Below are 14,944 nucleotides of genomic sequence, written 5' to 3' on the forward strand. Positions count from 1 at the left end.
CGGGTGCGTCAGACGGACGGTGGCAGGTTGACCGGCTGGGTCGGCTCCTCGGCGGCTTCCGGGCGCGGTGGCCGGCCGGGGATGTGCTGCTTGTGGACCTTCTCGGTGCGCGGGTCGAGGACGATCTCGTGGGAGTCGCCGTCGCGGCCGTCGAAGCGCACCGCGACCGTCTCGAAGCCCTTGTGCCGCTGCATCTGGGCGTACATCGCGTAGGCACGACGGTCCGCCTCGGTGAGGTCGACCGAGTCGGTGAACGGCGTCAGCAGGGCGCGCGGCCACAGCTTGCGGGCGAGCACGACGTTGACCTCGATGCCGATGACGCCCATGACCGCACCGATGTAGAGCAGGCCCATCAGGCCGAGGACGACGCCGAAGGCCTCGGTCATGTTGTTGCGGTTGGCGCTGGCGATGACGTTGGTGACGTACCAGGTACCGATCCACTGCAGGAACTGCCACAGCACCGCGACCGTGAAGCCGCCGGGCGCGGCCCGGATCCCACGGTCCCGGATCGCCCGGGCCGCGGCCATCCGCAGCAGGACCGTCATCATCAGGCCGAGGAGGACCAGGGACAACAGGCGCACCAGCCAGTGGAACCACCCGTGGGTCGACAGGTCGCCGACCAGCTTGGTCTCGGTGAGCACCGCCGATCCGACGAAGACCGTGAAGATGGCGGTGCCGGCCACCGCGAGGATGAACAGGCTGTTGACCCGGGTCATCACCGGGTGCGGACGGCTGTTGCGCGGCACCGCCCACGCCGCGGACTGGACGTTCTGCAGTGCCAGGCCGAGCCCGAGCGCGCCGTACAGCGCCGTCAGCGAACCCACGACGATGCCGCCGGTCGACCCCTGGATGCCCTCCGGCCGGCCGAGCGCGTCACCGATGATCGGGAACTGGCCCAGCGCCGAGTCCAGGACCTGCTCCTGGAGCGCCGGGCGTCCGTCGAGGATGAAGCCGAGGATCGACGTACCGAGCAGCATGAGCGGGAAGATCGAGAGGAACGCGTAGAACGTCAGGATGGCCGCGAGGTAGTTGCCCTGGTCGTCGAAGAACTTGTAGATGACCGCGAGCGGGAAGCCGGCAGCGGATTTCCGCCGCTGCGCCCGATCGATGTCTCCGACAAGTCCCACAGGCGCAACCTATGACATCGGGTGGCACCGTCTGACGAGGGTCGGTCCGACGCTCCGGCCCGGCTATCGGTCGACCGGCTCCGGGCGGCACGGAGCGACGTCCCCGGAGGCCACACCGACGCTCACCTGCATGCCCCCGTCGTCGGACACGCCGTCGCCGTCGGGGTCGCCCAACGGGCTGGTCCGGGCTGCGGAGATGACCAGGGTCTCCCCTGTGCGGATCACCCCGCCGGCGAGGTCGATCTCGTACCCGCTGAGGGACCCGATCGACAGGTGGTACGAGCCCTCCGTCTCCGGTGCCTGGACGAAACGCCCGGGCGCGCACTGCAGGTCGGGGTCGAGGTAGGTGATGTCGGCGTCCACACCCTGGTCGGCCAGGGCCCGCTCGAGCCCGGTGGCGTCCTCGAGCCGGTGGACCCGGACGTGCACGTCGCCGTCGCCGTCGACCGTCACCGCGTACGCCGGCTGCGGACCGGTGCCCGGCAGCACCAGCACGGCGGCGAGAGCGGCGGTGACGACCCCACCGGCCGCCAGCAGCCGGGTACGGCGACGCCGCTGTCGAGGCGCGGGGGAAGGGAGCTCGGCGCGGGCGGCAGCAACGCCCCGTAGCTCGGCGAGCAGGGAGGTCTCGAAGGAGTCGAGGGAGGTCGTCACGAGGTCACCTCTTCGGTCGCGGGACGGACAGTGGGGCGGAGGACAGCGAGGCGACGTCGTGCTCGGTGCAGCCGGACCCGGACGGCGACCGGGCTGATCCCGAGGACAGCGCCCGCCTCCGTCGGCGTGAGCCCGTCGACGGCGACCAGCTCGACCACCGCCCGCTGTCCCTCGTCCAGGTCGTCGAGGAGGCCGAGCAGCTCACGTGCGTCCCGCTCCGCGTCGATCCGCTCGACGATCCGCTGGATCGCGTCGTGCTCGAGCTCCCGGCGGCCGTGCACCCGGCCCAGTGCCTGCACCTCGCGGGCACCGCGCCGCACGTGCATCGCCAGGACGTTGCGGGCGACGCCGTACAACCAGCCGCGGGGCGAGCCGAGCTCCGGGCGGTACCGGACGCTCGCGTCCATGGCCTCCAGGAACACGTCGGCGGTCAGGTCGGCCGCACGGTGCGGGTCGCTGACCCGACGGGCGACGTAGCGCTGGACTGCCTCGACGTGCTCCCGGTAGAAGGCCTCGAGCGCGTCGGGATCGCGACCGATGGCGGTGATGTCGGGCTGCATGACTGTCCTCTGCCGCAGGGCCGTGGTGCGTTACGGAGCCAGCAGCGCGGAGATCCCGATCGCGACCGGTGCGGAGGCGAGGGTGGAGACGAAGATCGCGTCCCGGGCGAGCAGCACGCCGCGCTCGTACCTCATCGCCACGACGAACACGTTCTGCGCCGTCGGGAGCGCCGAGAGCAGGGTCACGGCGAACAGGTCGGTGCCCTCGAGGCCGACGCCGAACCGACCGACGACGTACGCCGCGACCGGCTGGACCACCATCTTGAGCGAGGTGACCGTGGCCAGCGCCCGCGGCGTGACACCGCGGCCGGGCAGGGGGCCGAGGCGCAGCGCGACGCCGTACGCGATGAGCATGGCGGGCACCGCCATCCCGCCGATGAGCTCCAGCGGCGCGTGCACGACCTGGGGCAGCTCGGTGTCGGTGGCGGCGAGGAACAGGCCGGCGAAGGACGCGATGGTGAGGGGATTGGTGACCGGCCGGGACAGGATCTTCAGCAGGGACGGGCGTTCCGGGCTTGTCACCACGTCGAGGACCGTCAGCGCGAGCGGCTGCAGCACCAGCAGCTGCATGAGCAGCGCGGGGACGACCAGTGCCGCGTCGCCGAGCGCGTACGCCGCGATCGGGATGCCGAGATTGCCGGCGTTGACGTACGCCGAGCACAGCGTGGCGACGACCGACGTGCCCGCGTCGAGGCGGCGTACCCGTGCGATCACGGCCATGGTCCCGGCGCTGACGACGACCCCGGCCGCCGTGGCGACCAGCGGCCCGGACAGCACCCGGGACGGGTCGGAGTCCTCGAGGACGGTGACCAGCAGCGCCGGGCTGGCGAGGTAGAACGACGTGAGCGACAGGCTGCGCTGGCCGGCCAGGTCGACGATGCCGCGGTCGGCCAGGAGCGCGCCGAGGGCGATGACGATCGCGATCGTCCCGAAGCCCTCCAGCACACCGCCCACGGGTCGATCCCATCACCCGGTGGTCGGTCGGGGGCATCAGGGGTGCAGCGGCGGCATCCCGGACCCCGCGGACTGAGCGGCTCCCGACAGGAACGCCTCCATCGCCTCCCCCGCGGTGTGCCGGGGCTGCCAGTCGAGCTCGGCGCGGGCCCGGTCCGTGGCGAGCAGCGGCACGGCGAGCAGCGCGTCCGCGAGCGAGCCCGGCACGCCGACGAGGTGCGTGAGCCAGCCGAGGTCGAACGCCCCGGTGACCAGCCGGCGCGGCACCTCGACGGTCGGCGCCCCGACGAGGCCGCCGAGCTCCTCGCGGCGCAGCACCCCGTCCGCGGCGAGGTTGAAGGCGCCGGTCACCGGTCGCTCCACCGCCGCGACGACGGCCCGCGCGACGTCCTCGGCGTGCACGGCCTGCAGCCGCAGCCCGCGCGGGACGGGCAGCGCCGGGATCATCCGACGGTCGAGCATCCAGGGCCGCAGCAGGGCGCCTCCGAAGATCCGGCGCTGCTCGCTGGCGGCCGAGCGCTGGAAGACGAAGGCCGGGCGCAGCCGCACGACCCGGATCCCGGCCACGGTCGACTCGAAGGCGTCGAGGACGCGCTCGTTGTAGGCCTTCTCGCGGCAGTACGCGGCAGATGACGACCCGTCGGTCTCCCAGCCCTCGTCGACGAGGTCGTCGTGGCGAGCCGGTGAGTAGGCAGCGACGGAGGAGGCGCAGACCAGCGCCGGGACCCGCTGGCGGCGTACGGCGGCCAACAGGCGGCGGGTACCGATCGCATTGGTGCGCCACGTCTCCTCGGGGCGGTGGGTCGGTTGGAACTGCCAGGCGAGGTGGACAACCGCGTCCGCGCCGTCCAGCAGCGGGTCGAGGTCGTCGGTGCCGACGTCGGCCGGCCGCCACGTGACCGACCCCTCGGCCCCGGCGCGGTCGGACATCTCGGGGCGACGGCGGGCGACACCCACGACCTCGTTCCGGCCGCCGGCGGTGAGCTCACGGATCGACGCGCTGCCGATGTTGCCGGAGGCCCCGGTGACGACGACCCTCATGCCACGATCCGCCTCCGGGCCGTGGTGAGGTGCAGCTCGCCCAGCCTCTCGAGCTGACGGTCGGAGCGGGCGACGAGCCCGTCGAGGAGCGTCGCGTCGAGCCGCGGGTCGACGTCCGCGACCGCGCGCAGGGCTTCCCAGCCGCAGCGCTTGCCCCAGACCGCGATCCGCAGCGCCTCGATCTCGACCAGGTCGGTCAGCGGCGCGCGGCTGAGGATCCGGCCGTTGGGCTTGAACCGACCGAGCTCGGCGCCCACCTTCGCGACGACCGTCCCGAGCGTGCTGGGGCTGGTGCCCACGGCGTGCATGATCCGGCGCAGCGTCTCGCGCTCCTCGGCCACCTCGTCGGCGAGCAGGCCGACCGCCGTGGCCACCTCCACGACGCCGTGGGCGCGGGCCACCCGTTCGAACAGCGCCACCCCGGCCGTCGAACCGGCCCAGTGGTGCTGCAGGTATCCGTGGAGAACCTCGTCGTCCATCCTCCGGGGGTACCCGCCCCTGAAGGCGGCAGACCTAGGACGGGTCGGTGCCCTCCGCCTTGCGGCGCTCCTCCTCGCGCTTGCGCTGCTCGTAGGTCCGGCGCTGCTCCTCGGCCCGCTCGCGCACCTTGCGCAGGAACTCCTCGTCCTTCTCCGGGTCATCGGCGGCGAAGCGCCCGCGGCGCTCGTACTCCGGGTAGTTGGGCGCCGCGCCCTGCTCGCGGGTCAGCGGCCGTGCGGCGACCGGGCGGCCGGCGATGAACCAGGCGAGCGACCCGGCGAGCGGGAAGAAGAACACGATCAGCAGCCACCAGGTCTTCGCGAGGTTGCGGACGCTGTCCTCGCGCGCCGTGATCACGTCGACCAGGCAGTAGACCCACAGGATCAGGACCAGGAGGGGCGGCAGCAGGCGCAGCATCCCGGCATTGTGCCTCGGGCCGCCCCTCCGCGGTCGTCATTTTCAGTAGGACTTCGGCAGTCCCAGCGAGTGCATGGCGACGAAGTTGAGGATCATCTCCCGGCTGACGGGGGCGATCCGGCCCAGGCGGGCGGCGACGAGCTGGTTGCCGAGCCCCAGCTCGGTGGTCAGCCCGCTTCCGCCGTGGGTCTGGACGGCCACGTCGAGGGCATTGCAGGCGATCTCGCCGCCGGCGTACTTGGCCATGTTGGCGTACTCACCGGCGGTGAAGTCGTCGCCGGCGTCGTAGAGCGCCGCCGCCTTCTGCATGAGCAGTCGGGCCTGCTCGAGCTCGATCTTCACCTTGGCCAGCGGGTGCGCGATGCCCTGGTGGGCGCCGATCGGCTGGTCCTTCCACACGGTGCGGGTCTTGGCGTAGTCGACCGCCTTCTCCAGCGCATAGCGGGCCTGGCCGCAGGTCATCGCCGCGCCCATGATCCGCTCGGGGTTGAGACCCGCGAAGAGCTGCCACAGGCCGCCGTCCTCGTCGCCGACCAGCGCGTCGTCGGGCAGCCGGACGTCGTCGAAGAAGAGCGTCCACTGCTTCTCCGGAGCGACGAACTCCATCGGGATGTGCTGCCGCTCGAGACCGGGGGCATCGGTCGGCATCAGGAACAGCGCGGGCTTGAGCTTGCCGGTCTTGGCGTCGGCGGTACGCGCCACGACCAGGATCACGTCGGCCTCGTCGACGCCGGAGATGAACGTCTTCTGGCCCTTGATCACCCACGCGTCGCCGTCGCGGGTGGCCGTGGTGGTGATCTGGTGGCTGTTGGAGCCCGCGTCGGGCTCGGTGATCGCGAACGCCGCGACCGTCTCGCCGCTGGCGATCCCCGGCAGCCACTTCTGCTTCTGCTCCTCGGTGCCGCAGCGGGTGATGATCGAGCCGACGATCGCCGGCGAGACGACCATCATCAGGAGCGGCGCGCCCTGGGCCGACGCCTCCTCGAGCACGGCCGCCAGGTCACCCATGCCGCCGCCACCGCCGCCGTACTCCTCGGGGATGTTGACGCCGATGAAGCCGTGCTTGCCGAAGTCCTCCCACAGCGCGGTCGTCTTCTCGCCGTTGCGGGCCTGCTCCGCGACATAGGCGTGGCCGTACTTGCCGGCCAGCGCCTTGACGGAGTCGCGCAGCGCGACCCGCTCCTCGGACTCGGTGAACGGGATGGTCATCAGTTGTCCTCCTCGGAGCCCTCGGGCTCGACGACGGCGAGCACGACGCCCGCCTCGACCTGCTGACCGGCGGTCGCCGACAGCTCGGTGACGGTGCCCGCGTAGGGCGCCGCGATGGTGTGCTGCATCTTCATGGCCTCCATCACGAGGATGGGCTGGCCCTCCTGGACGACGTCCCCGACCGCCGCGCGGACCGCGATCACGCTGCCCGGCATCGGCGCGAGCAGCGAGCCCGCGGCGACCTGGGTCGACGGATCGACGAAGCGCGGCAGGATCCGGAGCGTGGCGCCGCCGCGCGGGCCGTCGACCAGGACGGCGTCCGGGAGGACCCGGACGTCGTAGCGGCGGGTGACCCCGTCGACGTCCACGACCACCTCGGACGGCGACGCCGACACGACGGTCACGTCGTCGCGATCGGCGCTGCGGTAGCCGTCGCGACCGCCGTACCAGAGCACCGCGACCTCGTCGGCGCCGAGACCGAGCCGCGTCGAGCGCGGGCCGGCGACCACGTTGCGGAAGCCGGCCGGGATCCGGCTCTGCACCGCGGCGGCCAACCGGCGGTGCTCGGCGAGCGCGACCACGCCCACGAGCGGCAGCAGGTCGTCGGCGCCCGCGGACGCGAGGGTCTCCGGGTGGTCGCCGTAGAACGACGTCGCCAGGCCGGCCGGGTCGAGGAAGGCGGGGTGCCGCAGCGAGGCGACCAGCTGGTCGCGGTTGGTGACCAGGCCGTGGATCCGGGCCTTCTCCAGGGTGCGGGCGAGCGAGCGCGCGGCCTGCTCCCGGGTCGGCGCCCAGGCGATCACCTTCGACAGCATGGCGTCGTAGAAGGTGCCGACCTCGTCGCCCGACTCGAAGCCGGTGTCGAGCCGGGTGCCGAAGCCGTCGAGCGCGAAGGTCTCGTCGTGCTCGACCTCCAGCTCCAGCAGGCGCCCGGTCTGCGGGGCGTAGTCCGCGGCCGGGTCCTCGGCGTAGAGGCGGACCTCGATCGCGTGGCCCACCGGCTCCGTGACGGCCGGGACCGGGCGGCCCTCGGCGACCGCGATCTGCAGCTCGACCAGGTCGACGCCGTGGATCAGCTCGGAGACGGGGTGCTCGACCTGGAGTCGGGTGTTCATCTCCAGGAAGAAGAACCGCTCGGTGTCGGCGTCGTAGAGGAACTCCACGGTGCCGGCGCCGACGTAGTCGACCGCCTGGGCCGCGGCCCGTGCGGCGTCGTGCATCGCGGTGCGGACCGCGTCGGACAGGCCGGGGGCCGGCGCCTCCTCGACGACCTTCTGGTGCCGGCGCTGCAGCGAGCAGTCGCGGGTGCCGAAGACCTCGACGTTGCCCGCGCGGTCGCCGACGACCTGGACCTCGACGTGGCGGCCGCGCTCGACGTACGGCTCGACGAAGACGGTGCCGTCGCCGAAGGCGGACTCGGCCTCGGCCGACGCCTTCTCGACCTCGCCGGCCAGCTCGCCGAGCGACCGCACGACGCGCATGCCGCGGCCACCGCCGCCGGCGGACGCCTTGACCAGCAGCGGCAGGTCGGCCTCGGTCGCGGTGTCGACGGTGAGGTTGCCCAGGACGGGCACGCCGGCCGCGTCCATCAGCTTCTTGGACTCGATCTTGGAGCCCATCGAGTCGATCGAGGCAGGGTCGGGGCCGAGCCAGGTCAGGCCGGCCTCGGCGACCTGGCGGGCGAAGGCGGCGTTCTCGGAGAGGAAGCCGTAGCCGGGGTGGATCGCGTCGGCGCCGGACCTCTGCGCGGCGGCGATGACGAGGTCGCCGCGCAGGTAGGTCTCGGCCGGCGTGTTCCCCGCCAGCCGTACGGCGGCATCCGCCTCCCGCACGAACGGCAGCCCTGCGTCGGCGTCGGAGTGCACGGCCACCGTGTCGATGCCGAGGCGGCGGGCGGTGCGGAAGACGCGGCGGGCGATCTCGCCGCGGTTGGCGACGAGGATTCGGGTGATCGTCATGGGAGGCCTCACATCCGGAAGACGCCGAAGTTCATGGCGCCCTCGATCGGCTGGTTGTCGATGACGGACAGGCAGATGCCCAGCACCGTCCGGGTGTCGCGCGGGTCGATCACGCCGTCGTCGTAGACCATCCCGGACAGGACGTAGGGCAGCGACTGCTCCTCGATCTGCGTCTCGACCATCTCCTTGATCGCGACGAAGCCCTCCGCGTCGAAGTGCTGGCCCTTCTTCTCCGCGGACTCGCGGGCGACGATCTCGAGCACGCCGGCCAGCTGGGCCGGGCCCATCACCGACGACTTCGCCGAGGGCCAGGTGAACAGGAAGCGCGGGTCGTAGGCGCGGCCGTTCATGCCGTAGTTCCCGGCGCCGTACGACGCGCCCATGATCACCGTCAGGTGCGGCACCTTCGAGTTGGAGACCGCGTTGATCATCATCGCGCCGTGCTTGATGATGCCGCCCTGCTCGTAGTCCGCGCCGACCATGTAGCCGGTCGTGTTGTGCAGGAAGAGCAGCGGCGTGTCCTTCTGGTTGGCGAGCTGGATGAACTGCGCGGCCTTCTGGGCCTCCTCGCTCATCAGCACGCCACGGGCGTTGGCGAGGATGCCGATCGGGTGGCCGTGCAGCTGGGCCCAGCCGACGCACAGCGCCGAGCCGTAGAGCGGCTTGAACTCGTCGAACGGCTGGCCGTTGTCGGGCCCGGTGCCGTCGACGATGCGCAGGATCGCCTCACGCGGGTCGAAGGGCTCCTTGAGGTCGGTCGGGATCAGGTCGAGCAGGTCCTCGGGATCGAGGTCGGGCTCGGCGTAGGACGTCGCGGGGACCTCGCCCTGCTTGCGCCAGTTGAGCCGCGCGACGGTACGACGCGCGAGCCGGATCGCGTCGTGCTCGTCGACCGCGAGGAAGTCGGAGGAGCCGGAGATCCGCGAGTGCATCTCGGCGCCGCCGAGGGTCTCGTCGTCGGACTCCTCACCGGTGGCCATCTTCACCAGCGGCGGGCCGGCCAGGAACACCTTGGCCTGCTCCTTGACCATGATCACGTAGTCGCTCATGCCGGGGACGTACGCGCCGCCCGCGGTCGAGTTGCCGAAGACCACCGAGATGGTGGGCTGTTTGCGGGCGCTGGCCCGGGTGAGGTCGCGGAAGCCGCGGCCGCCGGGGATGAAGATCTCCTTCTGCGTGGGGAGGTCCGCGCCGCCCGACTCGGTGAGGTTGATCGTCGGGAGGAAGTTCTTCTCGGCGATCTCGGCCGCCCGGAAGGACTTCTTCAACGACCAGGGGTTGAGGGCGCCGCCCTTCACCGTCGGGTCGTTGGCGACGACCAGGCACTCGACACCCTCGACGACGCCGATGCCGGTCACCAGCGAGGCGCCGACCGCGAAGTCGCTGCCCCAGCCGGCCAGCGGCATCAGCTCGAGGAAGGCCGAGCCCTCGTCGACGAGCAGCTCGATCCGCTCGCGAGCGGTGAGCTTGCCGCGCTCGCGGTGCCGGGCGACGTACTTGCCGCCGGCCTCGACCGCCTTCTCCTGCTCGGCGTGCAGGTCGGCGATCTTGGCCTCCATCGCCGCGCGTCGGGCCTGCTCGGGCACTTCTGTGGTCGTCATGACTCGCTCACTCCCTCAAGCACCGCCTTCATCCTCTCCAGGGTCGTGCGCATGCCGCGCTCGTTGGTCTTGCCGCGCAGCCGGCCGAGGACCAGCCAGTAGCCGCGCATGTACCAGGCCGGCGTGAGCCGGAAGTACTCGGTGACGCTGCTGCCGCCGTTCTCCGGCTGGATCCGGTAGCCCCATGTGTTGAGCGGGTTGTCGTCGAGCCCGACGCCGAACTCGAAGACCTCGTTCTCGACGGCCTTCGTGACGGTGCAGGGCGTCCAGTACGTCGGACCGACGCCGTTGCGCTTCACGTGGCCGCGGAACCGGGCGCCGACGACCGGGCCGGTGGCGCCGTGGGTCCACTCCGCCTCGAAGGTCTCCGGGGAGAACTCGCCGATCCGGGTCACGTCGCTGACCAGCGCCCACACCTCGTCGACCGATGCCTTCATGTGCACGGTCACCTCGCCGCCGAGCGGCCGCACCAGGCCGCTCATGCGTAGCCCAGGAGACGCGCGGCCAGGTCGGTGAGGACCTCGGTCGCACCGCCGCCGATCGGGAGCAGCCGGGCGTCGCGGTAGTGCCGCTCGACCTCGGTGCCGTGCATGTAGCCGGTGCCGCCGTGCAGCTGGACCGCGATGTCGGAGACCGCGACCGCGGTGTCGACGGCGGTCTGCTTGGCCAGGCAGGCCTCGGCGATGACGTTCTCGCCGGCGACGTGGCGGGCCGCGACGTCGAGCGTGTAGGTCCGGGCGACCTCGACCTGCCGGTGCATCTCGACCAGCTGGGCGCGCACGACCTGGTTCTTGTTGAGCGGCTTCCCGAAGGTCTCGCGGTCGCGGGTGTACGCCGCCGCGAGGTCGAGACAGCGCTTCGCGTGGCCGTAGCCCATCAGCGCGAGGAAGATCCGCTCCACCACGAACTGCTGGGCGATGTAGTAGAAGCCCTGGTTCTCCTGCCCGACGAGGTTCTCGACCGGGACCCGGACGTCGACGTACGACAGCTCGGCGGTGTCGGAGCAGTGCCAGCCCATCTTCTTCAGGCTGCGCTGGACGGTGAACCCGGGCGTGCCCTTGTCGACGACGATCAGCGAGATGCCGGCGTGACCGGCCTCGCCGGTGCGGCAGGCAGTGACCACGAAGTCGCCGCGCACGGCGGAGGTGATGAACGTCTTGGCGCCGTTGATGACGTAGTGGTCGCCGTCGCGGACCGCCTTGGTGGTGATGCCCGCGACGTCGGAGCCGCCGCCGGGCTCGGTGATGCCGAGGCTGCCGATCTTCTCGCCGGCCAGGGTCGGGCGGACGTAGGTGTCGATGAGGTACGGCGAGCCGTTCTCGACCATGTGCGGGACCGAGATGCCGTGCGTGAACAGCGAGGCCATCAGGCCGCCGGATGCCCCGGCCTCCATCAGCCCCTCCTGCAGCGCGCAGGCGTCGAGCAGGTCGCCGCCCTCCCCGCCGGCCGCCTCCGGGTAGCCGACCGCCAGCAGGCCGGCCTTGGCCGCGGCCTGGGTGAGACTGCGCGGCAGCTCGCCGGCGTCCTCCCACTCCTGCAGGCTCGGCATGATCTCCCGGCGTGCGAACTCCGTCGCCGAGTCCTTGAGCGCCTGGCGCTCCTCGCTCCAACGCATCTAGACCAAGTCCTCCTGGATGTGGACGATCCGGCTGCGGACCCACTCGCCCAGGCCCTTGGCCTGCGGGTCGAACCGGGTGGACGCGGCGACGCCGTCGCCCAGCAGGCCGTGGATCACGATGTTCACGGCGCCCAGGTTGGGCAGCACGTAGACGTCGACGTCGAGGTCCTTGGCCTCGGGCACCAGCTCGCGGACCTTGCGGTCCTTGACGATCTTCGCGAGCCACTGCACCCGGGCCTCGTACTTCGGCGAGCCGTCGTTCTTCACCCACAGGCCGAGGTTGGCGTTGCCGCCCTTGTCGCCGGAGCGGGCGTGCACGAAGGTGCCCAGCGGCATCCGGCGGGTGATCGTGTCGGCCGGAGCGGGGTACGGCGAGGGCCGCTTGCCGAGCTCGGGGTCGAGCTCCGCGGGGTCGGCGAACGCGGTCGGGTCGGCGATCACCTCGCGGGTGCCGTCGTGGTGGACCACCGTGTGCTCGACGAGGCCGCGGTCGACGTACTCCGGCGTGTAGACCCCGAACGGACTGGGCTTCTGCGGCGGCGTGGTCATCGTGAAGCCGGGGTAGCTGGCGAGCGCGAGCTCGACCGCCGGGCCGGTGAACGGCTTGCCGAGCGGGCCGGCCTCCGGGTCCTTGCCGATGCAGCGCAGGATGACCGAGGCGCCCTCCTCGGTGTCCGCATCGCCCGTACGTGCGGGGGCCTGGGTCCAGGTGACGCTCTGTGCGGTGAGGTGCGGGTCGAGCTGGCTGCGGAGCCACTCCGCCTTGGCGTCGACGTCGAGACCGGTGAGCACGAACTCGACCTGGTTGCGGAAGCCGCCGAGCCGGTTGACCGCGACCTTGAGCCGCTCCGCCGGTGCCGAGCCGCTGACGCCGCTGATCTCGACCCGGTCGGGGCCCTGCTGGTGGAGGCGGATCGAGTCGAGGCGCGTGGTCACGTCGGGGTTGAGGTAGCGGGTCGTCTGGATCTCGTAGAGCAGCTGCGCGGTGACGGTGTCGACGGTGACCGCGCCGCCGGTGCCGTCGTGCTTGGTGATCACGCTGCCGCCGTCGGCGGCGATCTCCGCGATCGGGAACCCGAGCGGCTTGCCCATGGGCGCGCCGGCCTTGAACAGGTCGACGAAACCGGAGAAGTTGCCGCCGGTGGCCTGCGTGCCGCACTCGATGACGTGGCCCGCGACGACGGCGCCGGCCAGCTCGTCGTACGACGTGGGCGTCCAGCCGTGGTGGGCGATCGCGGGACCGACGACGACGCTGGCGTCGGTCACGCGCCCGGTGACGACGATGTCGGCGCCACGGGTCAGGGCGGAGGCGATGCCGAACGCGCCGAGGTAGGCGTTGGCGGTCAGCGCTCCGTCGAACAGGTTTGCCGAGCGCAGGTCGTCGCCCTCGACGTACGCGACCTTGGCGCCGGTGCCGAGCTCCTCGATCTTGCGGGCGAGAGCGGCGGGGTTGAGGCCGCCGGCGTTGCTGACGATCTTCACGCCCTTGTCGAGGGCGAGGCCGAGGGTTCCCTCGAGCTGCGTGAGGAAGGTGCGCGCGTAGCCCAGGTCGGCGTCGCGCAGCGTGTCCATGCCGAGGATCAGCATGGTCAGCTCGGCGAGGTAGTCGCCGGTGATGACGTCGACGTCACCCCCCTCGAGCTGCTCCTGCAGCGCGGAGAGGCGGTCGCCGTAGAAGCCGGAGCAGTTGGCGATCCTGATCGGACTGGTCATCGGGGTTCCCTTCCGCCGCCGGCCGGGCCGGCGAACGCCTGCGCGATGGTGAGCCACTTCTCGGCGTCGTCGCCGACGGCCTTCAGGTCGGTGTCGTCACGGTGCACCCGCTGGGTGACCAGCTGGCAGAAGTCGTACGCCGAGCCGGTGACGATCTGGGGCGCGTCCTCCGGCCCCCAGGTCCACAGCTCGCCGCTGGGCGCCGACAGCTCGACCCGGAACTCCTCGGCCGGCGCCTCCAGCCCGTTGTTGGCGTAGGAGAAGTTGCGGGTGCGCACGCCGATGTGGGCGACGTGGCGGATCCGGTCGGTGACCTCGGGCCGGACGCCGATCGCGTCGTAGACGTCGAGGGCGTGGGCCCAGGTCTCCATGAACCGGGCGGTCGCCATCGAGGTCGGCGCCATCGGCGGTCCGAACCAGGGCATCTTCAGGCCGTCGGGGTAGGTCTGCAGCGCGGCGACGAGGGCCGGGCGCGCGACGTCCCAGCGGGCGAGGAGGTCCTCGGGGGCGAGCGCACCGATGCGCAGCGCCTCCGCGTCGACGAACCCGGTCGGGTCCTCGATCGCGGTGAGGACGACGGCGTCCCACGCCTGCTTGCCCTCCTCGCTCAGCGCGCCGGCGGCCAGCACCGCGACCTCGTCGGTCCACAGCAGGTGGGCGATCGTCGTGGCGACGTCCCAGCCCGCGGCCGGGGTCGGGGTGCGCCAGGCGTCGGCGTCGAGGGCGGCGACCGTCGTACGAAGCTGGTCGCCCTCGGCGCTCAGGTCGGCGATCACGTCGTCGAGGACACTCATCAGTTGTCTCCCTGGGGCTCGTGGAGCGCGCGGTCGAGGGTGCGCGCCCACTCGGTGAGGATCCGGCGGCGACGACGGGCGTCGTCGCCGAGCGTGTTGGCGAGGCCGAGGCCGCGCACCAGGTCGAGGGTGGCCTGGACCAGCTCTCGGGCGCCGGGCCGGGTCTCGTCGATGCCGAGCAGCTCGACGGTCAGCCGGTGCGTCTCGCGTCCGACGTGCTGCTCCAGCGGTCCGACCGCCTCGTGCAGGCCCGGGTCGGTGCGGGCCGCGACCCACAGCTCGAGCGCCGCGGTGAAGACCGGTGAGGCGAAGTGGTCGCCGAGCATCTGCACGACCGCCTCGGTGCGTCCCCGGCCGTCCGGCAGCCTGGCCGCCGCGGCCTCGAGGTCGGACCCGCGGATCGCGGTCAGGTGACCGACGGCCGCGACGACCAGGTCGTTCTTGGTCGGGAAGTGGTGCAGCTGTGCCCCACGGCTGACACCGGCGCGCTCGGAGACCAGCGTGGTCGTCGTACCGCCGAAGCCCTTCTCGACCAGCAGCTCCACCGTCGCGTCCATCAACCGCTGCCGCATGGCGCGGGTGCGCTCCTCCTGCGGGACGCGGGTCGTGGTCACGTCGTCAGCATGGCGCCGTACTAACAAACAGTCAAGCCTGACTTTAAGTCAGGCACGCCGGCTGCTGCCCCCTGATCGGGTGTCATTTCGGCAAGGAGTCCGGGCATTTCCGGCCCTGGTCGCTCGAACACCGGCAGGATGCTCACACCTTCGGGGTGCGCCTCGAACGGACGGGGACGGACAGGCTTCGAGATCCCCACATCA

15 protein-coding genes are annotated in these 14,944 nt (G+C 71.8%); all 15 read right to left on the bottom strand.

Annotation, left to right across the window (positions count from 1 at the left end):
• Positions 1-8: 8 nt before the first annotated feature.
• The gene (locus ACZYRU_RS21520) at positions 9-1,127 is read right to left on the bottom strand and encodes a YihY/virulence factor BrkB family protein (protein ID WP_488959142.1); all 1,119 of its coding nucleotides are present in this window, start codon (positions 1,125-1,127) and stop codon (positions 9-11) included.
• Positions 1,128-1,190: 63 nt separating this feature from the next.
• Complete coding sequence (locus ACZYRU_RS21525) at positions 1,191-1,781, bottom strand: hypothetical protein (RefSeq protein ID WP_488959143.1); 591 nt, start codon at positions 1,779-1,781, stop codon at positions 1,191-1,193.
• A complete protein-coding gene (locus ACZYRU_RS21530) occupies positions 1,778-2,341 on the bottom strand; it encodes an RNA polymerase sigma factor (protein ID WP_488959144.1) in 564 nt (187 codons plus the stop codon). The genes ACZYRU_RS21525 and ACZYRU_RS21530 overlap by 4 nt, the downstream gene beginning before the upstream one ends.
• Before the next feature lie 30 nt (positions 2,342-2,371).
• Positions 2,372-3,295, bottom strand: a complete 924-nt coding sequence (locus tag ACZYRU_RS21535) for an AEC family transporter (protein WP_488959145.1) — start codon at positions 3,293-3,295, stop codon at positions 2,372-2,374.
• Positions 3,296-3,331: 36 nt separating this feature from the next.
• Positions 3,332-4,336, bottom strand: coding sequence for an NAD-dependent epimerase/dehydratase family protein (locus ACZYRU_RS21540; protein WP_488959146.1), 1,005 nt, complete (start codon positions 4,334-4,336; stop codon positions 3,332-3,334).
• Positions 4,333-4,815 (bottom strand): hypothetical protein, encoded by a 483-nt coding sequence (locus ACZYRU_RS21545; RefSeq protein WP_488959147.1) that lies wholly within the window; start codon positions 4,813-4,815, stop codon positions 4,333-4,335. Before ACZYRU_RS21545 ends, ACZYRU_RS21540 begins: the two co-directional genes overlap by 4 nt.
• 34 nt (positions 4,816-4,849) lie before the next feature.
• Positions 4,850-5,233: a PLD nuclease N-terminal domain-containing protein gene (locus ACZYRU_RS21550; RefSeq protein WP_488959148.1), complete on the bottom strand. Its 384-nt coding sequence runs from the start codon at positions 5,231-5,233 to the stop codon at positions 4,850-4,852.
• 42 nt (positions 5,234-5,275) lie between these two features.
• On the bottom strand, positions 5,276-6,442 hold the full coding sequence (locus ACZYRU_RS21555) for an acyl-CoA dehydrogenase family protein (protein WP_488959149.1): 1,167 nt from the start codon (positions 6,440-6,442) through the stop codon (positions 5,276-5,278).
• A complete protein-coding gene (locus tag ACZYRU_RS21560; protein ID WP_488959150.1) occupies positions 6,442-8,400 on the bottom strand; it encodes an acetyl/propionyl/methylcrotonyl-CoA carboxylase subunit alpha in 1,959 nt (652 codons plus the stop codon). The genes ACZYRU_RS21555 and ACZYRU_RS21560 overlap by 1 nt, the downstream gene beginning before the upstream one ends.
• 8 nt (positions 8,401-8,408) lie before the next feature.
• Positions 8,409-10,001: an acyl-CoA carboxylase subunit beta gene (locus ACZYRU_RS21565; protein WP_488959151.1), complete on the bottom strand. Its 1,593-nt coding sequence runs from the start codon at positions 9,999-10,001 to the stop codon at positions 8,409-8,411.
• Positions 9,998-10,483 carry an SRPBCC family protein gene (locus ACZYRU_RS21570; protein ID WP_488959152.1) on the bottom strand — a complete coding sequence of 162 codons (486 nt, stop codon included), beginning with the start codon at positions 10,481-10,483 and terminating at the stop codon, positions 9,998-10,000. The genes ACZYRU_RS21565 and ACZYRU_RS21570 overlap by 4 nt, the downstream gene beginning before the upstream one ends.
• Positions 10,480-11,616, bottom strand: coding sequence for an acyl-CoA dehydrogenase family protein (locus ACZYRU_RS21575; RefSeq protein WP_488959153.1), 1,137 nt, complete (start codon positions 11,614-11,616; stop codon positions 10,480-10,482). The genes ACZYRU_RS21570 and ACZYRU_RS21575 overlap by 4 nt, the downstream gene beginning before the upstream one ends.
• On the bottom strand, positions 11,617-13,332 hold the full coding sequence (locus ACZYRU_RS21580) for an acyclic terpene utilization AtuA family protein (protein WP_488959154.1): 1,716 nt from the start codon (positions 13,330-13,332) through the stop codon (positions 11,617-11,619).
• Positions 13,329-14,126, bottom strand: coding sequence for a TIGR03084 family metal-binding protein (locus ACZYRU_RS21585; protein WP_488959155.1), 798 nt, complete (start codon positions 14,124-14,126; stop codon positions 13,329-13,331). Before ACZYRU_RS21585 ends, ACZYRU_RS21580 begins: the two co-directional genes overlap by 4 nt.
• Positions 14,126-14,740 (bottom strand): TetR/AcrR family transcriptional regulator, encoded by a 615-nt coding sequence (locus ACZYRU_RS21590; protein WP_488959156.1) that lies wholly within the window; start codon positions 14,738-14,740, stop codon positions 14,126-14,128. The genes ACZYRU_RS21585 and ACZYRU_RS21590 overlap by 1 nt, the downstream gene beginning before the upstream one ends.
• Between the last annotated feature and the right edge of the window lie 204 nt (positions 14,741-14,944).

This window comes from Nocardioides sp. F233 (assembly GCF_057813895.1).